Annotated in this window: 4 protein-coding genes and 1 pseudogene; all 5 read right to left on the bottom strand. The window is 73.6% G+C overall.

Annotated features, from left to right (window positions below):
* Positions 1 to 27: 27 nt before the first annotated feature.
* The 5 genes and pseudogenes from CP983_RS10925 to CP983_RS10945 all read right to left on the bottom strand — a co-directional run bounded on the left by CP983_RS10925 (position 28) and on the right by CP983_RS10945 (position 26,401).
* The gene (locus tag CP983_RS10925; protein ID WP_150499464.1) at positions 28 to 6,597 is read right to left on the bottom strand and encodes a type I polyketide synthase; all 6,570 of its coding nucleotides are present in this window, start codon (positions 6,595 to 6,597) and stop codon (positions 28 to 30) included.
* A 69-nt stretch (positions 6,598 to 6,666) separates the two neighbouring features.
* Positions 6,667 to 9,951 (bottom strand): annotated as a pseudogene (locus tag CP983_RS10930) (type I polyketide synthase); the annotation flags it as partial.
* 57 nt (positions 9,952 to 10,008) lie between these two features.
* The gene (locus CP983_RS10935; protein ID WP_150499466.1) at positions 10,009 to 23,691 is read right to left on the bottom strand and encodes a type I polyketide synthase; all 13,683 of its coding nucleotides are present in this window, start codon (positions 23,689 to 23,691) and stop codon (positions 10,009 to 10,011) included.
* 227 nt (positions 23,692 to 23,918) lie between these two features.
* Positions 23,919 to 25,340, bottom strand: coding sequence for a flavin monoamine oxidase family protein (locus CP983_RS10940; RefSeq protein ID WP_150499467.1), 1,422 nt, complete (start codon positions 25,338 to 25,340; stop codon positions 23,919 to 23,921).
* Between the two features lie 173 nt (positions 25,341 to 25,513).
* A complete protein-coding gene (locus CP983_RS10945; protein ID WP_150499468.1) occupies positions 25,514 to 26,401 on the bottom strand; it encodes an NAD(P)-dependent oxidoreductase in 888 nt (295 codons plus the stop codon).
* Positions 26,402 to 26,412 lie beyond the last annotated feature (11 nt).

Genomic DNA, 26,412 nt, shown 5'->3' on the forward strand with positions numbered 1-26,412 from the left:
GTGGTGCCGGAAGGGTCGGTCGCACGGTCAGGGGGCGGGCGGGAAGTGCCCCTCCTGGACGAAGAAGTCGACGTATCTGCCGAAGAGTTCGCGGGTCAGGGGCGGGCAGACGATGTCCGTGTCGGCCAGTGCCGTCTCGGTCTCGGTCGTGTCGATGGGCGGGTAGAAGCCGTCGGTGTCGGACGTCATCAGCTCGAAGGCGTGCAGCAGCGGCAGCAGGGCGTTGTCCCGGTCGGACCGCACCGCGGCGCTCCACTCGTCGCGGCCCGTCTCGTCGAGCCGGTAGCCGAGGTCGCGCAGGTACGACACACAGTCCGCGAGGCTGAGCGAGGTCCGGTTGAACAGGTGGAAGGTGCCGCCGGCCGGCTCGCGCCGCGAGATGCCGACGATGGCGGCGCTGACGTAGTCGACGGGCAGCAGATGGAAGCGCCCGTCGACGCCGGCCGGCGCGGCCTGCGCCTGGAGGAGGCCCTTGAGGCTGAGCCAGACGAAGTCGCGGGTCTGGCAGGCGCCGTTGCGGGTGTCGCCGGAGATGACGTCGACGCGGTGCACGGACACCGGCAGGCCCCGGTCCCGGGCGAGCCCGACGAGCTGCTCGGCGACCCACTTGGACTGGAGGTAGCCGCTGGGCAGCCGCTCGGCGGGGCCGGTCGGGTCGGTCACCTTCAGCGGGACGCCCGGCGTGACCGGGCCGTCGAAGACACCGACCGTGGAGATGTAGTGCACCGGGACCGTGCGGTGGCGGGCCGCCAGGCGCAGGATCTCCCGGGTGCCGTGGACGTTGGCGGCGCGCAGTGCCTCGTAGGGGTGGAGCCAGTGCACGGTGGCGCCCGCGTGGTAGACCGCGTCCACGCTGCGGGCGAGGCCGTCGAACCGCTCCTCGGTCAGGCCGAGCCGTTCGTCGGCCAGGTCGCCGGCGAGCACCCGCAGGCGGCTCTCGTCGATCTCGTCCCAGACGCGGTACCAGGTCAGGCTGGAGCGCAGTCGCTGATACGCCGTCCGGTCGTCGGCGCCGCGGACCAGGCAGTGGACGCGGGCGTTCGTGGTGCGCATCAGGTCGCGCAGCAGGAACGCGCCGAGGAACCCGCTGGCGCCGGTGACCAGGATGTCGGCCGGGTCGGTGACGGTGCGGACGACCTCGTCGGCCGGGCGGATGTCGGCGGGCAGGTCCAGGTCGGCGGCGTAGTCGAGGGCGGGAATCCGCGCCGAGGGGGTGGCGGTGTCCCCGGACGCGAGGAGTTCTGTGCGCAGGTAGGTCGCCAGGGCACGGGGCGTCGGGTGGTCGAAGACCAGGGTGGCGGGCAGTCGCAGGCCGGTGAGCGTGGCGAGCCGGTTGCGCAGTTCGACCGAGGTGAGAGAGTCGAATCCGCTGCTCTGGAGGGGGCGTTCGGGGTCGGTGCCGGTGGTGTCGGTACGGCCGAGGACCCGGGCGATCTCCGCCGCCACGGCGTCCAGGACGACCTCGTGCTGTTCCGTCTCGTCGAGCCCTGCGAGCCGGTCGGCGAGTGCGGGCCCGGCCTCGTCCGCACCGCGTGCCACCGCCCGGACCGGTACCCGCACCAACGACCTGAGCAGTGCCGGAACCTGCGGCTGCCGGCGCAGCACCGGGAGGTCGAAGGGGGTGGCCACGAGGTACGGCCGGCCGGTGTCCAGGGCGAGGTCGAACAGGGCGGTGCCCAGTTCCTCGGGAACGGTACGGAAGCCGCTTCGGGCGATCCGCTTCAGGTCCGTCTCGCTGAGGCCGCCGGTCAGCCCGGTCGCCTGCTCCCACAGGCCCCAGGCGATGGACGTGGCGGGCAGCCCCGACGCGGCGCGGTGCGCGGCGAGGGCGTCCAGGTGGGCGTTGGCGGCGGCGTAGGTGGACTGGCCGGGCCCGCCGATGGCGGCGGCCACGGACGAGAAGAGCACGAACGCCGTCAGGTCCGCGTCCTGCGTCAGCTCGTGCAGCGTCCAGGCGGCGTCGGCCTTCGGCCGCAGTACGGCGTCGAGCCGGTGCGGCGTCTGCGCGGCGATGACACCGTCGTCGAGGACGCCCGCGGTGTGGACGACACCGCGCAGCGGGTGCTCGGCCGGGATCGCCGCGAGGACGTCCGCGAGGGCCGCGCGATCGGCGACATCGAGGGCGGCCACGGTCACGGTCGCGCCGAGGGCACACAGTTCGGAGCACAGCTCCGCGGCACCCGGGGCGTCCGGACCGCGCCTGCTGACCAGCAGCAGCCGGCGCACACCATGACGGGCGACCAGGTGGCGCGCGAAGTGGGCGCCGAGCGAGCCGGTGCCGCCGGTGATCAGGACGGTACCGGCAGGGTCCCAGACCGTGGTCCCGTCGGCCTTCGGCTCCGGCACGGGCGTGCGCAGCAGACGCGGCACATGGATCCGGGGGGCGGCACCGCCGGATCCGGTCACGCGGATCGCGGCCTGCGGTTCCCCGGAGGCGACCACCGCGGACAGCGCGTCCGGGCCGACGTCGGAGTCCGCATCCACCAGGACGATCCGCCCCGGCGCCTCCGACTGCGCCGAGCGCAGCAGGCCCCAGGCCGCCGCGGCGGCGGGGTCGGTGACGTCCTCCTCGCCGTCGACCGCCACGGCCCCGCGGGTCACGACCACCAACGGCGTTGCGGACAAGGCTTCTTCGGCGAGCCACTGCCGGGCGTGGGCGAGGGCGCGGCCCACGGTGTCCCGTGCGGCGTCCTGCGCGGACTGTCCGGCCGGGGTGGTCAGGTCCAGACGTACGGCACCGATCGGTCCCCCGGCCACGGCGGCCGTCACGGCGGGCACGTCCGGGTGTGTGGCGGAGCCGAGGGTGCGCCAGTTCAGGGCCGCCGACGGCAGCGGCCGGGCCGTCCACTCGACGTGGTGGAGGGCGTCACGGTCGCGGGAGCGGGCGGCACGCAGCGCGTCGGCGCGGACGGGGCCGACGGTCACGGCGTCGGCCACCGCGACGGTCTGCCCGGCCGGGTCGGTCAGGCGTACCGCGTAGGTGTCGTCGGCGTCGGGCACCGGGGCGAGGTGGACGCGCAGGGTTTCCGCGCCGGTGGCGTACAGGCGCAGACCGCGCCACCTGGTCACGGTGTGCGGACGACCGGGCAGTCGGGCGGCGTACAGGGGTTGCAGGGCGGCTTCGAGCAGCGCCGGGTGGAGGCCGAAGCCTTCGGGGCGGGAGGCGGGCTGGTCGGAGGGCAGGGTCACCTCGGCGAAGAGGTCACCGTCTCGACGCCAGGCGCTGGTCAGGCCTTGGTACGGGGGGCCGTAGTGGATGTCGGCGGCGGTGAAGCGGTCGTAGAGGGGGGATGGGGTGGTGGATCGCGGGGTGGCGGGGGGCTTCAGGGACTCGGCACCTACGAGGGACTCGGCGTCGGCCGGTGGCCACGGTGCGGTCGGCCCGGATTCCGCCGGCGGGACGAGCGGCGTGTCGCTCAGCAGCCCGTGCGCGTGGCGTGTCCAGGAGGCGCCGGGGTCGTCGGGCCGGGCGTGGACGGTGAGGACGCGCCGACCGGTGTCGTCCGGTTCGCCGACGCGGACCTGGAGGTGCAGGGCACCGGCGGCGGGCAGCACCAGCGGTGTCTCCACGACCAGTTCGTCGACCGACGTGCAGCCGGTCTCGTCGCCGGCCCGGACGGCCAGTTCGGCGAGGACCGCGCTCGGCACGACGGTCTCCCCGGCGACGGCGTGCGCGGCCAGCAGCGGATCCATACGGGCCGACAGACGGGCCGTGAACAGTGCCTCGTCTCGGTCCCCCGGGAACAGCGCGGCGCCGATGAGGGGATGGTCGGTGCCGTCCAGACCGAAGCCGTCGGCGTCACGGCCGCCGGCCGCGAGCGCGTCGACCCAGTACCGCTGTTGCCGGAAGGCGTACGTCGGCAACGGGACCCGGCGGGCACCGGTGCCGGCGAAGAACGCCTCCCAGTCCACCGACACCCCGCGCGCGTGCAGGGTGCCGATGCCGGCGACCAAGGCGTCCGGTTCGGACCGGTCGGAGCGCTGGAGGGCCTGGACGGTCATGTCGTCGCGGTCGGCGAGGACGCTCTGGGCGAGGGCGGTGAGAACGCCGCCGGGACCGATCTCGACGAGGGTACGTATGCCGTGGTCGTAGAGGGTGGTGACGGCGTCGGCGTAGCGGACGGCCTCGCGGACCTGGGTGACCCAGTAGTCCGCGGACCGCAGATCCTCGCCCTGCGCCAACCGGCCGGTGACCGTCGAGACCACACCCAGGCTGGGCGCGTCGTAGCGGACTTCCTTCGCCACCGAACGGAACTCCTCCAACATCCCGTCCATCAACGGCGAATGAAACGCATGCGACACCTCAAGCCGACGCACACGCCGACCCGACAGCCCGGCGAGAACCTCCTCGACCGCGCCCTCAACCCCGGAGATCACGACCGCCGACGGGCCGTTCACCGCAGCCACACCCACCGCATCACCACGATCACCGATCGCGGCCCGCACCTCCGCCTCCGTCGCCTCCACCGCGACCATCACGCCCCCGGCGGGCAACGCCTGCATCAGGCCCGCACGAGCCGCCACCAAACGACCCGCCTCACCAAGATCCATCACCCCCGCCACATGAGCAGCCACCAACTCCCCCACCGAATGCCCAGCCACAAAATCAGGCCGCACACCCCACGACTCCACCAACCGGAACAACGCCACCTCAAACGCAAACAGGGCAGGCTGCGTCCACCCCGTCTCCCCCAACACCGACTCATCAGCCTCGAACAACACCCCCTTCAACGACCCGCCCAACAACGGATCCAGCACCCCACACACCTCATCCAGCGCCCCCGCAAACACCGGAAACGCCCCATACAACTCACGACCCATCCCCACCCGCTGAGCACCCTGGCCGGAAAACACCACCGCCAGACCACCGGGACGGGCAGGGGCGGCGAGGCTCGTGGGGGTCTCGCTGAGTTGCCGGAGTGCGTCGGCCAGGTCGTCGCGGTCGGCGCCGGTCAGGACGGCGCGGCGGTCGTGCAGGGTGCGGGTTGTCGCGAGGGAGTAGGCGAGGTCGGTTGCGGACTGCTCGGGGTGGGCAGCCATGTGGTCCTGGAGTCGCCGGGCCTGGTCGCGCAGCGCGTCCTCGTCGGGTGCGGAGAGGAACCAGGGCAGGGCGGGGATGGAGCGTTCCGGCGGCTCCGGGGCGGCGGTCTCCGCTGCCGGGGCCTCCTCCAGGATCACGTGGGCGTTGGTGCCGCTCACGCCGAACGCCGAGACGGCGGCGCGGCGCGGGGCCGCAGCCCGGGCGGGCCATTCGCGTGCCTCGGTCAGCAGCTCGACCGCGCCGGAGCTCCAGTCGACCATGGGCGTGGGCCGGTCGACGTGCAGGGTCCGGGGCAGCACGCCGTGCCGCATGGCCTGCACCATCTTGATGACGCCGCCCACGCCGGCCGCGGCGACGGTGTGGCCGATGTTGGACTTCAACGAGCCGAGGAACAGCGGACGTTCACGGCCTTGGCCGTATGTCGCCAGCAGTGCCTGTGCCTCGATCGGGTCGCCCAGCCGCGTGCCCGTGCCGTGCGCCTCCACCGCATCCACATCCGCCGCCGACAGACCCGCCGACGCCAACGCCTGCCGGATCACCCGCTCCTGCGACGGACCGTTCGGCGCCGTCAGACCATTCGACGCGCCATCCTGGTTGACCGCGCTGCCCCGCACGACCGCCAGCACCCGATGCCCCTTGCGCACCGCGTCCGACAGACGCTCCACCACCAGCAGACCCACGCCCTCCGACCACGACGTGCCGTCGGCGGCCTCCGCGAAGGACTTGATCCGCCCGTCGGGGGCGAGGCCGCCCTGGCGCGAGAAGTCGACGAAACCGCCCGGGGTCGCGGTGATCGTCGCGCCGCCGGCGAGGGCGAGGGTGGACTCGCCCCGGCGGACCGACTCCACGGCGAGATGCAGGGCGACCAGCGAGGACGAGCACGCGGTGTCGATCGAGACGGCCGGGCCTTCGAGGCCGAAGGTGTAGGAGATGCGCCCGGAGGCCACGCTGCTGAGCTTGCCGGTCATGAGGTGGCCCTCGAGCTCGGCGGGGCCTTCGAGTCCGAGGTAGCTCTGCTCGATGACACCGGCGAACACGGCCGTACGGCTGCCGCGCAGGGTGGCGGGGTCGATGCCGGCGTCCTCGAACGCCTCCCACGCGGTCTCCAGCAGAACGCGCTGCTGGGGGTCCATGGCGCGGGCCTCGCGGGGCGAGACACCGAAGAAGTCGGCGTCGAACAGGGCTGCCCCGTCGAGGAATCCGGCCTCCCGGGTGTACGACGTGCCGGGCTCGTCGCGGTCGGTGCTGTACAGCGCGTCGAGGTCCCAGCCGCGGTCCGTGGGGAACGGTCCGATGGCGTCCCGGCCTTCGGCGGCGAGGCGCCACAGGTCGTCCGGGGAGGCGACGCCGCCGGGGAAGCGGCAGGCCATGCCCACGATGGCGACCGGTTCGGTGGCGGCCGACTCCAGCGTCTCGATGCGCTCGCGCGCCTTCTGAAGGTCGGCGGTGACCCACTTCAGGTAGTCGACGAGCTTCTGTTCCCTGGTCTGGTCCTGCCCGGTCCGGTCTTTCCCGGTCTGGGTCTGCTCCTGCGCGCGGGACATGTCAGCGGACATGCGGAATCAGTCTCTCCTCGGTACCGAAAGGGTGATGGTGCGGGGCGGGGGAACGGTGAGCGCGGGGCGTCAGTCCGTGGCCCGGCCCAGCTGCGTGTCGATGAAGTCGAAGATCTCGTCCGCGGACGCGTCCGTGAGGTCTGCCGCCTCCGGGGCGGACGGCGCCTCGGCCGGGCCCGCGAGACGGTCGGCCAGTGCTCTCAGCCGCGCCGCGACGGCGGGGTCGGAGCCGTTCGCCGCGAGGGCGTCGACGGACGCCTCCAGGCGCTCCAGTTCCTCGGTCGCGCTGCCGGGTGCGGCGGCCTGAGTCCGCACATAGGTCGCGAGCGCGGCGGGCGTCGGATGGTCGAAGACGACGGTGGCGGGCAGCGCGAGACCGGTCTCGCCGCCGAGCCGGTTGCGCAGTTCGACGCCGGTCAGGGAGTCGAAGCCGAGTTCCTGGAACGGGCGGTGGGGCACAACGGCCGAGGTGTCCGGGTGCTTGAGCACCTTCGCGACCAGCTCCGTGACGAGGGTCAGCAGGTACTGCTCCCGCTGTGCCTCGCTCAGCGGGGCGAGCCGCTCGGCCAAGGGGACCGTCCGGGGTGCCGCTTCCGGGACTTCGGGTCGCCCGGCGGGCGCGACGGGTCGCGCGTGGGTCCCGTCGACGGCCACTTCGTCGAGCCAATAGCGCTGTTGCTGAAAGGCGTACGTCGGCAACGGGACCCGGCGGGCACCGGTGCCGGCGAAGAACGCCTCCCAGTCCACCGACACCCCGCAAGCATGCAGCGTGCCGAGCGCTTCGACCAGGGTCTCCGGCTCGGGGCGTCCGGCACGGGTGGCGACCGTGGCGGTCAGGGCGTCGTCACGGACGGCCTGGGCGGCGAGGGCGGCGAGCACACCGCCTGGGCCGAGTTCGAGGATCGTGGTGACGCCCTCGGACTCCAGAGTGGTGACGGCGTCGGCGTAGCGGACGGCCTCGCGGACCTGGGTGACCCAGTAGTCCGCCGACCGCAGATCCTCGCCCTGCGCCAACCGGCCGGTGACCGTCGAGACGACACCCAGGCTGGGCGCGTCGTAGCGGACTTCCTTCGCCACCGAACGGAACTCCTCCAACATCCCGTCCATCAACGGCGAATGAAACGCATGCGACACCTCCAACCTGCGCACACGCCTACCCGAGAGCGAGCTGAGCACCTCCTCGACCGCGTCCTCCGCACCCGACAGCACCACGGCAGAGGAGCCGTTCACCGCAGCCACACCCACCGCATCACCACGATCACCGATCGCGGCCAGCACCTCCGCCTCCGTCGCCTCCACCGCGACCATCACACCGCCGGACGGCAACGCCTGCATCAACCCCGCACGAGCCGCCACCAAACGACCCGCCTCACCAAGATCCATCACCCCCGCCACATGCGCAGCCACCAACTCCCCCACCGAATGCCCAGCCACAAAATCAGGCCGCACACCCCACGACTCCACCAACCGGAACAACGCCACCTCGAAGGCGAACAGGGCAGGCTGCGTCCACCCCGTCTCGCTCAACAGCGAGCCCTCCCCCTCGAACAACACCCCCTTCAACGACCCGCCCAACAACGGATCCAGCACCCCACACACCTCATCCAGCGCCCCCGCAAACACCGGATACGCCCCATACAACTCACGACCCATCCCCACCCGCTGAGCACCCTGACCGGAGAACACCACCGCCAGACCACCGCTTGAGGGGTTGGTCGGGGTCAGGTGGTGCAGGCCGTCGAGGAGTTCGGTGGGGCCGGCGCCGACGACCGCGGTGCGGTGCGGCAGGGCGGCGCGGGTGGTGGCCAGGGAGTAGGCGATGTCGAGTGGGTCGGGGGCGCCGGGGGCCGAGGCGAAGGCGTGGAGCCGCTCGGCCTGGGCGGTCAGTGCCTGGGGTGAGCGGGCCGACAGGATCCACGGCATCGCGGGCAGGGTGCGCCCGTCCGTGGTCTCGGTCTCGGCGGGCGGGGTGGCCGGGGCCTCCTCGATGATCACGTGGGCGTTGGTGCCGCCGAATCCGAAGGAGGAGACGCCCGCGCGACGCGGTTCGCCGTCCCGCGCTGTCCATTCACGTGCCTCGGTCAGCAGCTCGACCGACCCCGTGTCCCACTCCACGAACGGCGACGGCTCATCGGCGTGCAGGGTCCGAGGAAGCACGCCGTGCCGTATCGCCTGCACCATCTTGATCACACCGCCCACACCGGCGGCGGCCTGCGCATGCCCGATGTTCGACTTCAACGAGCCGAGGAACAGCGGACGTTCACGATCCTGGCCGTACGTTGCCAGCAGCGCCTGCGCCTCGATCGGGTCACCGAGTCGCGTGCCCGTGCCGTGCGCCTCCACCGCATCCACATCAGCCGCCGACAGACCGGCCGACGCCAACGCCTGCCGGATCACCCGCTCCTGCGACGGACCGTTCGGCGCCGTCAGACCATTCGACGCACCGTCCTGGTTGACCGCGCTGCCCCGCACGACCGCCAGCACCCGATGCCCCTTGCGCACCGCGTCCGACAGACGCTCGACGACCAGTACGCCGACCCCCTCCGACCAGGCGACACCATCGGCCCCGGCCCCGAAGGACTTGCACCGGCCGTCGGGCGACAGGCCGCGCAGTCGGGAGAACTCCAGGAAGGCCACCGGTGTCGACATCACCGTGACGCCGCCGGCCAGGGCGAGGGAGCACTCGCCGTTGCGCAGGGCGTTCACCGCGAGGTGCAGGGCGACCAGCGAGGACGAGCAGGCGGTGTCGACGGAGACCGCGGGGCCCTCGAAGCCGTACGTGTAGGAGAGCCGGCCGACGGCGATGCTGCCGGCGCTGCCGCTGAACAGGTAGCCCTCGAAGTCCTCCGGGGGCAGGTGGGGGCGTGAGCCGTAGTCGTTGTACATCTGGCCGGTGAACACGCCGGTGTCCGAGCCGCGCAGGGCGGTGGCGTCGATGCCGGCGTGCTCGAACGCCTCCCACGCGGTCTCCAGCAGCATCCTCTGCTGCGGGTCGATCGCCATGGCCTCGCGCGGGGACATCCCGAAGAAGGCCGGGTCGAAGCGGTCGGCGTCGTAGAGGAATCCGCCTTCGCGGGCGTACGAGGTGCCGGTGCGGTCGGGGTCCGGGTCGTAGAGGCCGTCCACGTCCCAGCCCCGGTTGTCGGGGAAGCCGCCGACGGCGTCGGTGCCGTCGGTCACGAGGCGCCAGAGGTCGTCGGGCGAGGAGACGCCGCCGGGATAGCGGCAGGCCATGCCCACGATCGCGATCGGCTCGCGGCGCCTGTCCTCGATGTCCCGCAGCTGCCGGCGTGCCTCACGGGCATCGGCGACGGCCTTCTTGAGGTAGTCGCGGAGCTTGTCCTCGCCCGCCATGGTGTGTCAACTCCCGTGTGTCGTGTGGTGGTTCGGTGTCTTCGTGGGCGGTCGTGGTCAGTTCAGGTCGTCGACGAGGGCGAACAGCTCCTCGTCCGTGGCCGAGTCGAGGTCGTCGTCCAGGTCGTCGGTGAGGTCGTCGGCCTCGTCGTCCCGGCCCCGGCCGGTGGCGCGGGCCGCGCTGTCGGCGGCGTCGAGGAGTTCCCGCAGCCGGGCGGTGATCCGGCCGTGGGCCGACGTGTCGACGGCGGCCGTCGCGATGGCGGCCTCCAGCCGGGCGAGTTCGGCGAGCACCGGCTCGTCGGGCGCGACCTCCTCGACCGTGAGCCGGTCGGCCAGGTACTGAGCGAGCGCCCTGGGCGTGGGCTGGTCGAAGACGAGGGTGGTCGGCAACCGCAGTCCCGTCTCGCCGGCGAGCTGGTTGCGCAGCTCGACGGCGGTCAGGGAGTCGAAGCCGAGTTCCTGGACCGGCCGGTCGGCGTCGATCGCCGTGTGGTCGGCGTGTCCGAGTACGGCGGCCACCCTGCCGCGTACGAGATCCACCAGGGCCCGTTCCCTGTCGGTCGCGGACAGGACGACGAGCCGCTCGGCGAGCCCCTGGCCTTCCGTACGGGTGGCGGGGGCGCCGTCCGTGGCGGCGGGTCGCTGAGCCCTGTTCACTCGGACGAGTCCGCTGAGGAGGGGCGGCACCTGGTCGCCCAGGGCGCGGATCGCCCGGGTGTCGAGCCGGGTGACGCCGAGGACGCTGTCGCCGGTGGCCGGCGCGGCGTCGAAGAGGGACATCGCGTCGTCGGTGGCCAGCGGCAGCAGGCCGGAGCGGGCGAGGCGGCGCAGGTCCGCCTCAGCCAGGTGGCCGGTGATGCTGCTGGTCTCCTCCCAGAGGCCCCAGGCGAGGGAGGTCGCCGGGAGCCCGGCAGCCCGGCGGTGGGCCGCCAATGCGTCCAGGAACGCGTTGCCCGCCGCGTAGTTGGCCTGGCCCGCCGTGCCGAGCAGTCCCGCGATGGACGAGTACAGGACGAACGCGCCGAGCCTCATGTCCCGGGTCAACTCGTGCAGATGCCAGGCCGCGTCCACCTTCGGACGCAGCACGGAGTACAGGCGATCGGCGGTCAGGCCCTCCACCGTCACGTCGTCCAGCACACCCGCCGTATGCACCACACCCGACAGCTCACCCACCTCGGTCAACAGCGAGGCCAGAGCGGACCGGTCCGACACGTCACAGGCAGCCACGGTCACCGAAGCACCCGCCGCCTCCAGCTCCGTACGCAACTCCCCCGCACCGGCAGCCGACTCACCGCGCCGACTCACCAGCACCAGCGACCGCACCCCGTGCACCCGCACCAGATGCCGAGCGACCACGGCACCCAGCCCGCCGGTGCCACCGGTCACCAGCACCGGGCCCGCACCCCACGACACCGCACCCTCTCCGGGCACGGCCCGCCGCAGCCTGGGCACGACCAACTCACCCGACCGCACCGCCACCTGCACCTCGCCCGAGGCGACGGCGGCCGTGAGGGCGGGTGTGTCCGTGGTGTCGACGTCCAGGAGCCGGATGCGGCCGGGGCTCTCGGTCTGGGTCGAGCGCAGCAGGCCCCACAGCGGGGCGTGCGTCAGGTCGGTGACGTCCTCGTCGGCCGCGGTGGCGACGGCTCCCCGGGTGACGGCCACGAGGCGGGAGTCCGCGAAGCGTTCGTCCTGGAGCCACTCCTGCACCTGGGCGAGGGCCCGGTGCGTCGCCTCCCTCGCGCTGTCCGGCAGCGCGTCACCGGCGGGCGCGGAGGTGTGGGGGGTGAGGACCACGGCGGGCGCGGGTTCGCCCGCGTCGACGGCCCGTGCCAGCTCGCCGAGGTCGGAGTAGGAGCGGACCGTGTCGGACGGAAGGCCGAGGGCCGACGCCGGGCCGACGACCGCCCAGGTCGCGAGGTCGGGCGTGGTGTCAGGCGTGGCGCCGGTCGTGGCCGGCCGGCTCCACTCCACCCGGAGCAGGCCGTCGTTGGTGCCGGTGTCCGCGGCGCGCAGCGACTCGGCGGACAGCGGGCGCAGGGTCAGGTCCGCCACGGTGGCGACCGGTGCGCCCGAGCCGTCGGCCACCGTCAGCGCGACGCTCGTGGAGCCGCCGTCGGTCGAGGGGGCCGTGGCTCCCGCGAGCCGGACCCGGAGCACGGACGCGCCGGCGGCCGTCACACTCACGTCCGCCCAGGTGAACGGGAGCAGCGGCTCGCCCTCGTCACCGGCGACTCCGGGCAGCAGCGGGTGCAGCGCGGCGTCGAGCAGTGCCGGGTGGAGGGTGAACCGGCCCGCCTCGGTACGGCGGTCGTCGCCGAGGGCGACCTCGGCGAAGAGGTCGTCGTCGGCCGTCCACAGCCTGCGCAGGTTGCGGAACGCGGGCCCGTAGGCGTAACCCCGTTCGGCGAGACGCTCGTAGGCACCGGTGAGGTCGATCTCCCGGGCTCCGGCGGGGGGCCAGACGGTGAGCGCGTCCCCTGCGGTGGCGCCGTCGGCGCGCAGTGTGCCGTAGGCGTGCAGGGTCCAGGTGCCGTCGTGGGCGGGGTCGCCGTCGGGCCGGGTGTGGATGCGCAGCGGGCGTGTCGTGTCGGTGTCCTCGGCGCCGACGGACACCTGGAGGTGTACGCCGCCGCGCTCCGGCAGTACCAGGGGTGCGGCGAGGGTGAGTTCCTCCACCGTGGTGGCGCCGAGCTGTTCGCCCGCCCTGAGGGCGAGTTCGAGCAGTCCGGTGCCGGGCACGAGCACGGTGCCGGCGACGGCGTGCTCCGTCAGCCAGGGGTGCGTGCCGCGTGCCAGGCGGCCGGTGAGGACGTGTTCGTCGCGGTCGGCCAGCGGCACGGCGACGCCGAGCAGCGGGTGGTCCGCCGGTACGAGTCCGAAGCCGGCGGCGTCCGAGACGGTCGTCGGCGCGTCGAGCCAGTAGCGCTGCCGCTGGAACGCGTAGAGCGGCAGGTCGGTCCCGCGCGCGCCGGGGAACACGGTGTCCCAGCGGACGTCGGCGCCACGAGCGGCGGCCAGGCCGAGGGCGGCGGCGAACACCTCCGTCTCGGGCCGGCCCCTGCGCAGGACCGGGGTCACGATCCCGGAGTCCGCCTCCAGGGACTCGGCGACCAGGGCACTCAGCACCCCGTCGGGGCCCAGTTCCAGCCACTCGGTGACGCCCCTGGCCTCCAGGAGGCGTACGCCGTCCAGGAAGCGGACGGCGGCGCGGATGTGGCGGGCCCAGTAGTCGGGCGAGGCGAGTTCCTCGGCCGTGGCCAGCTCACCGGTGACGTTGGAGACGACGGGGATGCGGGGTGCGTGGAAGGTGAGGTCCGCGGCGATCGCGCGGAACTCGTCCAGGACCTCCTCCATGTGCGGCGAGTGGAAGGCGTGGCTGACGGGGAGGCGCTTGACCCGCGCGCCCCGGGCCTTGAACCGGGCGGTGAGTTCGTCGACCGCGTCGGCGTCGCCGGAGATCACCGTGGCGCGGGGCCCGTTGACCCCGGCGACGGCCACCCGGTCGCCGTAGGGGGCGAGTGCGGTGCGTACCTCGTCCTCGCCCGCCTCGACGGCCGCCATGGCGCCGCCCTCGCGTGCCGCCTGCATCAGCCGGCCGCGTTCGGCGACGAGGACGCAGGCGTCGGGCAGGTCGAGCACGCCCGCGAGGTGGGCGGCGGTGACCTCGCCGATCGAGTGGCCGAGCAGGAAGTCCGGGGTGAGGCCGTGGTGTTCGGCGAGCCGGAACAGCGCGGTCTCCAGGGCGAACATGGCTGCCTGGGTGAACGCGGTCTGGTCGAGCAGCGCGGCGTCCGCGCTGTCCTCGGCGGCGAAGAGCACCGACTTCAGCGGGCGCATCAGTTCGGGGTCCAGGTGGGCGCACACCTCGTCCAGGGCCGCCGCGAACACCGGGGACGCCGCGTACAGGTCGCGGCCCATGCCGAGGCGCTGGGCGCCCTGCCCGGTGAACAGGAACGCGGTACGGCCGCGTGGCGGCGCGGGCGTGCGCTGGGCCGCCGGGGTGGTCTCGCCGCGGCCCAACGCGGCCAGTCCGTCGAGCAGTTCGGCGCGGTGCCGGGCGACCACCACGGCCGCACGGCTGTGCCGGGCCCGCCGGGTCGCGAGCGACCAGCCGAGGTCCGTGAGGGACTGCTCGGGGTGCGTGTCGAGGTGGTCGTGCAGGCGTCGGGCCTGGGCGCGCAGCGCCGACTCGTCCCGCGCGGACAGCACGAACGGAACCGGCCCGGCAGGCTCCGACCGCTCAACGGCCTGCTCCGCCGACACGAACTCCTCGACGACCACATGCGCGTTCGTCCCGCTGATACCGAAGGACGAGACACCCGCTCGACGCGGCACACCGTCCCGCGCGGTCCATTCGCGCGCCTCGGTCAGGAGCTCGACCGAGCCCGTGTCCCACTCCACGAACGGCGACGGCTCGTCCACATGCAGGGTCCGAGGCAGCACACCGTGCCGCATCGCCTGCACCATCTTGATCACACCACCGACACCGGCAGCGGCCTGGGCATGCCCGATGTTCGACTTCAACGAGCCGAGCAGCAGGGGCTGTTCACGATCCTGGCCGTAGGTCGCCAGCAGCGCCTGCGCCTCGATCGGGTCGCCGAGCCGCGTCCCCGTACCGTGCGCCTCCACCGCGTCCACATCGGCGGCCGACAGACCGGCCGACGCCAACGCCTGCCGGATGACCCGCTCCTGCGACGGACCGTTCGGCGCCGTCAGACCGTTCGACGCGCCGTCCTGGTTGACCGCGCTGCCGCGCACGACCGCGAGGACCTGGTGGCCGTTGCGGACCGCGTCCGACAGGCGCTCCACGACGAGGAGGCCGACGCCCTCGGACCAGGCCACGCCGTCGGCGGCGGCCGCGAAGGACTTGCACCGGCCGTCGGGCGACAGGCCGCGCTGGCGGGAGAACTCGACGAAGACGTGCGGGCCGGCCATGACGGTCACACCGCCCGCGAGGGCGAGCGAGCACTCGCCGTTGCGCAGCGCGTTCGCCGCAAGATGCAGGGCGACCAGCGAGGACGAGCAGGCCGTGTCGACCGTGACGGCGGGGCCCTCGAAGCCGTACGTGTAGGAGAGCCGGCCCGATACGACGCTGGAGAGGTTGCCCGCGAGCAGGAAGCCCTCGTACTCCTCGGGGCTCGCCGCGAGCCGGGACGCGTAGTCGTCGTACATGGCGCCGGTGAACACGCCCGTGTCCGAGCCGTGCAGGGCGGTCGGGTCGATACCGGCCTGCTCGAACGCCTCCCACGCGGTCTCCAGCAGCAGCCGGTGCTGGGGGTCCATGGCGGTGGCCTCGCGCGGCGGGATGCCGAAGAAGGCGGGGTCGAACCGGTCGGCGTCGTGCAGGAATCCGCCGTGCCGGACGTAGGAGGTGCCGGTGTGCGCGGGGTCCGGGTCGTACAGGCCGTCCAGGTCCCAGCCCCGGTTGCCGGGGAACTCGCTGATCGCGTCCGTGCCTTCGGAGACCAGACGCCAGAGGTCGTCCGGGGAGGCGACACCGCCCGGGTAGCGGCACGCCATGCCGACGATCGCGATGGGTTCGTCGTGGTCGAGAGCGGCCCGCGCGGTGCGGGCGGGCGCCGGGGCGGCGGTGTCCACGATCCTGGTGAGCAGGTGGTCGGCGACCGCGTCCGGCGTCGGGTGGTCGAAGACGACGGTCGCGGACAGCCGTAGCCCGGTGGCGGCGTTCAGCCGGTTGCGCAGTTCGACACCGGCGAGGGAGTCGAAGCCGCTCTCCTTGAAGGCGCGCTTGGGGTCGAGGCGTTGCGGGTCGGTGTGGCCGAGGACACCGGCCACGATCCCGCGGACCAGGTCGAGTACGGTCTCGCGGCGCCGTTCCTGCGGCAGGGCGGCGATCCGCTCGGCCCAGGTGGTGCCTTCCGCGCCCGAGTCGGCGGCGCGGGCCGCCGTGCGACGGGAGCGGGTCGGGGCCAGCTCCCGCAGCAGGGGCGAGGACTCCCCGCGCAGCGCACGTTGTTCGAGGACGACGGGGACGCGCAGTGCGTCGTCGCCGGTGAGGGCGGCGTCGAAGAGGGCCAGGGCCTGCTCGGGGGTGAGGGTCCTGATGCCCTGGCGCGTCCAGCGGGCGAGGTCGGCGTCGCCGAGGGTGCCGCCCATGCCGTGGGTGCCGTCCCAGAGGCCCCAGGCGAGGGACGTCGCCGGGAGCCCGGCAGCCCGGCGGTGGGCCGCCAGTGCGTCCAGGAACGCGTTGCCCGCCGCGTAGTTGGCCTGCCCTGCCGTGCCCAGGAGGCCCGAGACCGACGAGTACAGGACGAACGCCTTGAGGTTCATGTCCCGGGTCAGTTCGTGCAGGTGCCAGGCCGCGTCCACCTTAGGACGCAGCACGGAGTGCAGACGGTCGGCGGTCAGACCCTCCACCGTCACGTCGTCCAGCACACCCGCCGTGTGCACCACACCCGACAGCTCACCCACCTCGGTCAACAGCGAGGCCAGAGCGGACCGGTCGGACACGTCGCAGGCGGCCACGGTCACGGCAGCGCCCGCCGCCTCCAGCTCCGTACGCAACTCCCCCGCGCCGGCAGCCGACTCACCGCGCCGGCTCACCAGCACCAGCGACCGCACCCCGTGCACCCGCACCAGATGCCGAGCGACCACGGCACCCAGCCCGCCGGTGCCACCGGTCACCAGCACCGGGCCCGCACCCCACGACACCGCACCCTCTCCGGGCACGGCCCGCCGCAGCCTGGGTGCCGTCAACTCGCCCGACCGCACCGCCACCTGCGGCTCACCGGAGGTGAGGGCGGCGGACAGGAGCCGGTCGTCGGCGGATGCGTCCGCGTCGACCAGGACCACGCGGCTCGGGTGTTCGGACTGCACGGTGCGCAGCAGACCCCACAGGGGGGCCTGCGCCGGTTGTGGGACGAGGTCGCCGGGCGCGGCGGCCACGGCGCCCTGGGTGAGGACCGCGAGGCGGGCCCCGGTCAGGCGCTCGTCCGTGAGGAAGTCCTGCACGAGGCGGAGGAAGACCTCCGTGGTGCGGTGGGCGGCGGCCGCGACGTCGCCGTCACCTGCTGGGGCGCGGACGAGCAGCACGTCGGCCGTGCCGTCCGCCTCCGCGAGGTCGGACACCTCCACGATGTGCGGGGCGTCGCCGTCGGCCGCCGTGACCGGCGTCCAGTGCACGGCGTACAGGGCGTCGTGGAGCCGCGGTGCGGAGCGGAGCCGGTCCTTGGCGACCGGGCGCAGGGCGAGGGACTCCACGCTCATGACGGGCGCGCCCACGGTGTCGGCGGCGTGCAGCGCGTAGGTGCCGGATCCGCCGGGCTCGACGCGCACCCGCAGGGTGTCGGCGCCGCCGGCGTGCAGGCACGCGCCGGACCAGGCGAACGGCAGGCGGATGGTGTCCGCCGCGGTGTCGTGCCCGGCGGCGTGCAGCACCACCGGGTGCAGGAGCGAGTCGAAGAGGGCGGGGTGCAGTCCGAACCGGTCGGCGCCGTCCTTGTGCGCGTCGGGCAGGGCGACCTCGGCGTACAGCGTGTCGCCCGCGTGCCACAGGCGGGTCAGGCCCTGGAAGGCGGGGCCGTAGGCGTAGCCGAGGGCGGTGAGGCGGTCGTAGGCGTCGTCCAGGGGCACTTCGTCGGCGTCGGCGGGCGGCCACTGGCTCAGGTCGGGGCCGGTCCGCGGGGTGCCGCCGAGGGTGCCGGAGGCGTGCCGCGTCCACAGCTGCTCGGCGTCCGGGCCGCTGTCCGGGCAGGCGTGGATCTCCACGGGCCGGCTGCCGGAGGCGTCCGGCGAGCCGACGGCGACCTGGACGCGTACGGCGCCCTGTTCCGGCAGCTCCAGGGGTGCTTCCAGGGTCAGTTCGTCGATCTGGTCGATGCCGAAGCCGCCGGCCGCGGCGAGCGCCATCTCCAGGAACGCGGTCGCGGGCACGAGGACCGTGCCGGCGACGGTGTGGTCGGCGAGCCAGAGCTGGTCCGCGACGGCGAGGCGGCCGGTGAGGACCAGCCCGTCGCTTCCGGCCAGCTGCATCGAGGCGTGCAGCAGCGGGTGCCCGGCCGGGTCGAGGCCCAGTCCCCGTGCGTCCAGCGGGCGTCCGGGCGCGAGCCAGTAGTGCTCACGCTGGAAGGGGTACGTCGGCAGGTCGATTCGGCGACCGGCGGCGTGGAAGGTCTCGGCCGCGAGCGGCCCACCGCCCGCCCAGGCCGCGGCGATCCCGGCGAGGAACGTCTCGGCCTCGGGCCGCCCGGCCCGCAGCAGCGGAACGACGGCCGCGTCGGCGTCGCCGAGGGCGGTGCGGGTGAGCGGGGCGAGCACGGCGTCGGGGCCGGTCTCCACGAAGACGGTGGCGCCGTGCCGGTGCAGGGTGCGGGCGGCGTCGACGAACCGGACGGGCCTGCGGATCTGCTGCGCCCAGTACTCGGGCGAGGTCAGCTCGTCCGGAGTGGCGAGCTCACCGGTGACGGTGGACACGAGGGGGATGGCCGGCGGGCGGAAGGTGAGGTCCTCGGCGACCGCGCGGAACTCGTCCAGGACGTCGTCCATGTGCGGCGAGTGGAAGGCGTGGCTGACCTGGAGCCGACGGGTGCGGCGGCCCCGGGCGCGCCACTGTCCGGCCAGTTCCTCGGCGGTGTCCTCGTCACCCGAGATCACGACGGAGTCGGGGGCGTTGACGGCGGCCAGGGCGACCCGGCCCGCCCTCTCCTCCAGATCGGCGGCGAGTTCGGCCTCGGTGGCCTCGACGGCGATCATCGCGCCGCCGGCCCGTGCGGCCTCCATGAGCCGGCCCCTGGCCGCGACGAGCCGGGCCGCGTCGGCGAGGGACAGCACGCCCGCGACATGGGCGGCGGCGAGTTCGCCGATGGAGTGCCCGGCCAGCAGATCCGGCGTCGTGCCGTGGTGGCCGAGCAGCCGGAACAGGGCGACCTCTACGGCGAACAGGGCGGGCTGGGTGTAGGCGGTGCGGTGCAGCAGCCGGCCGGGCTCGCTGTCCTCGTCGGCGAACATCACGGTGCGCAGCGGGAGTTCGAGGTGTTCGTCGAGAGCGGCGCACACCTCGTCGAGGGCCGCCGCGAACACCGGGGACGCCGCGTACAGGTCGCGGCCCATGCCGGCGCGCTGGGCGCCCTGCCCGGTGAACAGGAAGGCGGTACGGCCCGCCCCGCCCGCGCTGCCGGTGACGACCTGCGCGCTCTCCTTGCCCTGGGCCAGGGCGGCGAGTCCGGCGAGGAGCGCGTCGGTGTCCGTGGCGGTGACGACGGCACGCTCGGGCAGGGCGGTACGGGTGACGGCGAGGGAGGCGCCGAGGTCGGCGGGACGGGAGCCGCTGTCGGCGACGAAGTCGTGCAGGCGTCGGGCCTGGGCGCGCAGCGCCGACCCGTCCCGCGCGGACAGCACGAACGGAACCGGCCCGGCAGACTCCGACCGCTCGACACCCTCCTCCACCGACACGAACTCCTCCACGACGACATGCGCGTTCGTCCCGCTGATACCGAAGGAGGAGACGCCCGCGCGGCGCGGCCGGCCGTCCCGGGCGGCCCATTCGCGCGCCTCGGTCAGGAGCTCGACCGAGCCGGTACCCCACTCCACGAACGGCGACGGCTCGTCCACGTGCAGGGTCCGAGGCAGCACACCGTGCCGCATCGCCTGCACCATCTTGATCACACCGCCCACACCGGCGGCGGCCTGCGCATGCCCGATGTTCGACTTCAACGACCCCAGGAACAGGGGCTGTTCGCGCTCCTGGCCGTAGGTCGCCAGCAGCGCCTGCGCCTCGATCGGATCGCCGAGCCGTGTCCCCGTGCCGTGCGCCTCCACCGCGTCCACGTCGGCGGAGGTGAGACGGGCGTCGGACAGGGCGTCGCGGATGACGCGCTGCTGGGCGGGGCCGACCGGGGCGGTCAGGCCGTTGCCCGCGCCGTCCTGGTTGATTGCGCTGCCCTTGATGACGGCGAGGACGCGGTGGCCGTGCCGCCGGGCGTCGGACAGGCGCTCCACGACGAGGAGGCCGACCCCTTCCGCCCACGAGGTGCCGTCCGCCGAGGCGGCGAAGGACTTGGAGCGCCCGTCGGCGGCCAGGCCGCGCTGGCGGGAGAACTCCACGAACATGCCGGGCGACGACATGACGGTGGCGCCGCCCGCGATGGCCAGGTTGGTCTCACCGGTGCGCAGCGAACGCACCGCCATGTGCAGGGCGACCAGCGAGGACGAGCAGGCCGTGTCGACGGTGACGGCCGGGCCGAGCAGCCCGAGCTGGTAGGCGATGCGTCCGGACATGACGCTCGGCGTGGTGCCGGTGAGGAGATGTCCTTCGACGGTGTCGGGGGCCTCGTGCATCCGGGGGCCGTAGTCGAGGGTGGTGGCGCCCACGAACACGCCGGTGCGGCTGCCCTTGAGGGCGGTGGCGTCCAGGCCGGCGCGCTCGACGGCCTCCCAGGCGGTCTCCAGCAGGAGGCGCTGCTGGGGGTCCATGGCGAGGGCCTCGCGGGGCGAGATCCCGAAGAACTCGTTGTCGAACAGGGCGGCGTCGTGCAGGAAGCCGCCCTCGCGGACGGTGCTGTGCCCGCCGTTGGCGGGGTCGGCGTCGTACAGGTCGGCGTCCCAGCCGCGGTCGCCGGGGAAGCCGGATATGGCGTCCCGGCCGTCGGCGACCAGGTGCCACAGCTCCTCGGGCGAGGTGACGCCCCCCGGGTAGCGGCACGCCATTCCGACGATGGCGATGGGTTCGTGTGCCAGGTCGGAGGTGGTGCCGGCGCGGTCCTCGGCGTCGGTGCCGGTGTCTGGGCCGGCGAGCAGGGTGGTGAGGTGCGCGATGAGGGCGGCCGGGGTGGGGTGGTCGAAGAGCAGGCCGCCGGGCAGCTTGAGACCGGTGGCGGTGGCGAGCGCGTCGCGCAGTTCGACGGTCATCAGGGAGTCGAAGCCGAGGTCCTTGAACGCGGCCTGCTGGTCGACGCGTTGGACGTCGGTGTGCTCCAGGACTGCGGCGACCTGCTCCAGGACGAGGGCGGTGGCGTCGGGGGCCGGTGCGGTGCGCGGCCTGCCGGCGTCGGCTGCGGGCAGGGCCGGTGCGGCGACCGGCGTGTCGGTCTCTGCGGAGGGCCGGGCCGGTGCGGCCGGGCCGTCGATCCAGTGGCGCTCGCGCTGGAAGGCGTACGTGGGCAGCGGGACGCGGCTGCCCGGGCCGTCGGCGTGCACGGCGGCCCAGTCGACCGGCGTACCGCGGACGAAGGCGGCGGCGATGCCCGCGAACAGGGCGCGGACCTCGGCGCGTCCGGCGCGGAGCGTGGCGACGGCCGAGGTGGCGTCGCTGTCGTCGACGCTCGCGGCGGCCAGAGCGGTCAGGACACCGTCGGGGCCCAGTTCCAGCAGGGTCGCGGCGCCCAGGTTCTCCAGGGTGCGTACGGCGTCGAGGAAGCGCACGGGGCTGCGTACCTGCTCGACCCAGTAGTCGGGCGAGGCCCACCGGCCCGGCTCGACGGCGGTGCCCGTGACCGTGGAGACGGCGGGGATCCGGGGCTCGTGGAACGTCAACCGCCCCACCACGGCCCGGAACTCCTCCAGCATCGGGTCCATGAGCGGGGAGTGGAAGGCGTGGCTGACGGTGAGGCGGTGGGTCTTGCGGCCCAGCACCGCGAGCTGCTCCGCGACGGCGGTGACGGCGGCCTGCGTGCCGGAGACCACCACGGAACGGGGTCCGTTGACGGCGGCGATCGCCACCGGTGCGTCCTGCGCCGCGAGCAGGGGCGCGACCTCGTCCTCGGTGGCCTGTACGGCGATCATGGCGCCGCCGGCCGGCAGTTCCTGCATGAGCCGGCCCCGGGCGGCGACGAGCCGGGCGGCGTCGTCGAGGGACAGCACACCGGCGACGTGGGCTGCGGCGATCTCGCCGATGGAGTGCCCGGCGACATGGTCGGGGGTGACGCCCCAGGAGGTGACGAGGCGGTACAGGGCGACCTCGACGGCGAACAGCGCGGGCTGGGTCCATGCGGTGTCGTCCAGGCCGGTCCCGGAGTCCACCACCTCGGCGAGGGGGCGGTCGAGGAACGGGGCGAAGGCCCGGCACACCTCGTCGAAGGCGGCGCGGAACGCCGGGAAGGCGGCGCGGAGTTCGCGTCCCATGCCGGCGCGCTGGGCACCCTGGCCGGTGAACAGGAAGGCCGTCGTGCCGGGGCGGACGGCGCCCGTGACGAGCTGCGCGGCCGGTCGGCCCTCGGCCAGCGCGGTCAGGCCGGTGACCATTGCGGCGCGGTCGTCGGCGAGGACGACGGCGCGGTGGTCGAAGACGGTGCGGGTGGTGGCCAGGGACCGGCCGATGTCCTCGGGGCGCGGTTCGGGCGCCGTGGTGACGGCGGTGCGCAGCCGGCCGGCCTGGGCGGCGACGGCGGTGGCGTCACGGCCGGAGACGATCCAGGGCAGCAGTGCGCCTTCGGGAGCGGCGGGCCGCGGCTCGGCCGGCGGCGGGGTCGGTGCCTCGCCGAGGACGACGTGGGCGTTGGTGCCGCCCATGCCGAACGAGGAGACACCGGCGATCAGCGGCCGGTCGGCGGCTGGCCACTCGCCGGTCTCGCGCTGCACCTCCAGGCCGAGGTCGGCCAGCGGGATCGCCGGGTTCGGGGTGGCGAAGTTGAGGCTGGCGGGCAGAAGGCGGTGCCGCAGCGCCAGCAGGGTCTTGATCAGGCCGACGATGCCGGCGGCGCCCTCCAGGTGGCCCACGTTGGTCTTCGCGGACCCGACGCGCAGCGGGGCGGCCTCCGCGCGGGCGGCGCCGAGGACCGCGCCGAGGGCGGCGGCCTCGATCGGGTCGCCGACCGGGGTGCCGGTGCCGTGCAGTTCGACGTACTGGACGGCGTCGAGTCCGAGGCCGCTCCTGTCGTACGCCTCGCGCAGGACCCGCTCCTGGGTCTCCTGGCCGGGCACGGTCAGGCCGGGCGTCGAGCCGTCGTTGTTGACGGCGCTGGCGTGGATCACGCCGAGGACGTCGTCGCCGTCCGCGAGGGCCCGGGACAGCGGCTTGAGGACGACGGCGCCGCCGCCCTCGCCGCGCACGAAGCCGTTGGCGCGGGCGTCGAAGGCGTACGTGGTGCCGTCGGGCGAGAGCCCGCCGAAGCGCTCTCCGGCGATCGCGGCCTCGGCGAGGATGTTGAGGTTGACGCCCGCGACGAGGGCGGCGTCGGACTCGCCGGAGCGCAGGGACTCGCAGGCCAGGTGCACGGCGACGAGCGAGGAGGACTGGGCCGAGTCGACGGTGAGGCTGGGGCCGCGCAGACCGAGGTGGTAGGAGACGCGGTTGGCGATCACGCCGCGGTTGACGCCGGTCATGGTGTGCTGGGTGACGGTGCGGGCGCCGTGCTGGTAGAGCAGGGCCGCGTAGTCGTCGCGCAGGGTGCCGACGAAGACGGCGGTGCGGCTGCCGCGCAGGGTGGCCGGGACGATGCCGGCGTTCTCCAGGGCCTCCCAGGCCAGTTCGAGCACGAGGCGCTGCTGCGGGTCCATGACGCGCGCCTCGCGCGGGGCTATGCCGAAGAAGCCGGCGTCGAAGGTGTCGACGCGGTCCAGGAAGCCGCCGTGGCGCAGACCCGGCCCGGTGTCTTCGGGCGCGGTCTGCCAACGGCCCTCGGGAACCGGGGTGATCGCGGAGGTGCCGGTGCTGAGCAGTTCCCAGAATTCCTCCGGGTTTCCGGCTCCGGGCAAACGGCAGGAAATTCCGACGACCGCGATTTCCTCGCTCTGTGCACGGCGCGTCCCGATCGATTCGGACTGGTGCTGATACGTCATCGCGCTCGACTGCCCTTTCCGGCCGAATTACCGCAAGACTGCTGAGTGGGGGAGTGTTCGGACCGATCGTAGGCAGGGGGGTCTCTCCCCCTCCTCAGTGTCCGGCCTCGCTCCGGTAATTCGGTACGGACAAAGGAAGTCGGGAATATGGGAAGACGCCATGACCGGGCGGTGGACGGGGACCGCACTCCCCGTTTCCCACCGCCCGGTCATGGCGCTGCCGTCGGTCAGCCGGCCAGGGCGGCCGCCTGTTCCGCGGCACGGAAGCCGGACTCCAGGGCACCTTCGACGAAGGCGCCGTTCCAGCCGCTCGCTATGTCTCCGCCCGCGAACACGACACGGCCGAACGGCTGCTGGATGTCCGGCAGCTGGCGCAGGAGCTGCCCCGGCCTGCGCAGGCCCCAGCCGCCGCGCGCGTAGGGGTCCTTGTGCCATTCCTTCGCCCGGTACTCGACGACCCTGGCCTCCGGCAGCAGCCCGCGGACCGCGGCGCGCACCGCCTGCGGGTCGGACACGTCGAGGGCGGGGCCGGTGAAGGCGACGAAGATGCGGCCGTCGGGCAGCTCCTTCTGCGGGATCAGCAGCAGGATCGGGGCGCCCTCCGGTGCCTGGGCGGACACCGCCTCGGAGGTGCCCCGCACCCGCAGCCACAGCTTGGTGGCGTGCGGGACGCCGAGGCCCTCGCGGGCGGCGTCGGCGTACACCTTGGGCAGGCCGGGCTCGAAGGTGAGCGTGGACCACATGTTGACGGGCGTGGCGAGCACGACGACCGGCGCCTCGTGAACCCGGCCGCCGCGGACCTCGACCTGGGTGCGGCCGCCGCGCTCCCGGATCGCGGTGACCGGCGAGTTGAGGCTGACGGTCGCCCCGGACTCGCGCAGCATCCGCTCCAGGATCGAGATCATGCCGCCCTGCGGGAGCTCGCTCATCACCGACAGGAACTTGTCGTAGGTGCCGCCGGCGAGCTGGTACCACTGGGCGAGGCCTGTGAGGGAGCCGGTGCGGTTGCCGCCGGCGAACACAGAGGTGGCGCCGCTGACCCAGTCGTGGTCGACGCCGGTGAGGCCGAGCTGGGCGATGCGGTCGGCGAGCGACAGGCGGTCCACGGACGCCAGCAGGTCCCCCCGGTGCAGCGGCTCGTAGGGCCGCTCGAAGTACTGCTCGGAGCCGGCGTAGAAGTCCGCGAAGAGGCTGTTGAGGCGGGCGCCCGCCTCCTGCGGGGTGTGGCTGGCGTAGCCGCCGGGGCCGGGCATGACCATGCGGGTGGCGTGCACGTCCTCGGTGGTGGTCAGCGAGTAGCGCCGCAGTTCGCGGGCGACGAGGTCCTGGCCGGGGCCGAACCAGCCGCCGCCGAGCTCGATGTGCTGTCCGGCCAGCGTGCCGGGCTCGATACGGCCGCCTATCCGGCCGCGCGCCTCCAGCACCAGGACCCTCATGCCGCGGGCGCCCAGCTCCCGGGCGACCGTGCCGCCCGCGTACCCTGCGCCGACGACGATCGCGTCGTAGGGCCTGCCCTCGGCCGCGGCTGAGGACGTCGTCGCGGTGACGGCGCCCGCGGTGAGCGCGGTGGCGCCCGCCGCTTTGAGGAGCGTTCTTCGGGTGACGCCTGCGGTGGCGCGAGGTGTCGTGCTGTCGCCGTTCTCGGTCATGGAACACCTTTCGCGAGGAGCGGGAATTACTGGACGGAAAGCGCACGGAATCGGCGGCCGAAATCAAGGACGATGCCCCGGCGCCGGTTTTCGGGCATGTGGAAGGGGCCGGTTCCGACGGGGGATTCAGAACCGGCCCCTTCGTCAGGGGGTGAAGCGAATACCGGACCCGGTCACTGCTGCGGGCGGCGGTACGCCTTCACGACACTGGCATAGCTGTTCTTGGCGTGGCCCTGGGCGATGATGCCCTCCATCAGCGCCTCGGAGTACTTGGGCAGTTCGGTGTCGACGCCGAGCGCCTCGCTCTCCTCGACGAGGTGCTTGAGCGCGCCGAGGTGCGTCTCCAGGGTGGCGTCGTTGGCCGGGAACTTCCCGTCACCGGCGTCGATCTGCGCGGCGTAGTCGGCCGTGAACATCTTGATGGCGTCGAGCCACATGTGCGCCCAGGGCAGGAACTCCTGCGCCTTCACGTCACCGGTCTCCACGATGGCGACGCCGTGCAGGAAGCTGTTGAGGGCGCCCCACATCAGGCCGAGCAGCGACACGTCGAACAGGGCGGGCTTGCCGTGGTCGGTGCCGAGGTAGGTGGTGCCGCCGCCGAGGAGCTTCAGCACGGGCTCGTGGGCGTCGAAGACGGCCTGGTCGCCGGCGTAGAAGAGGACGGACGTCTCGGCGCCGATCCCGGGCGGGGTGATCATGATGGCGCCGTCGAGGTACTTGGCGCCGTTCTTCTCCGCCCACTCGGCGGTCTGCCGGGCCTGCTCGGAGGAGCCCGTGGTCAGGTTGACGACGGTCTTGCCGCGCAGGTCGTCGCCCAGCGAGCCGATGACGTCGTGGACCACGTCGTACGTCGACACGCACACGACCACGAGGTCGCTCGCGGCGACGGCGTCGGCGGGGTTCGCGGCGCGGACCGCGCCGTCCGCGACGAGGCCGTCGGCCTTGTCCGCCGAACGGTTCCACACGGTGGTGGCGTGACCCGCCTTCAGGAAGGCGGCGGCCAGGGCCTGCCCCATCAGGCCGAGGCCGAGCACCGACACCGAGGTGTGGTTGTCACCCATGAATCAGTTCC

This window comes from Streptomyces chartreusis, assembly GCF_008704715.1.
Taxonomy (GTDB): Bacteria; Actinomycetota; Actinomycetes; order Streptomycetales; family Streptomycetaceae; genus Streptomyces; species Streptomyces chartreusis.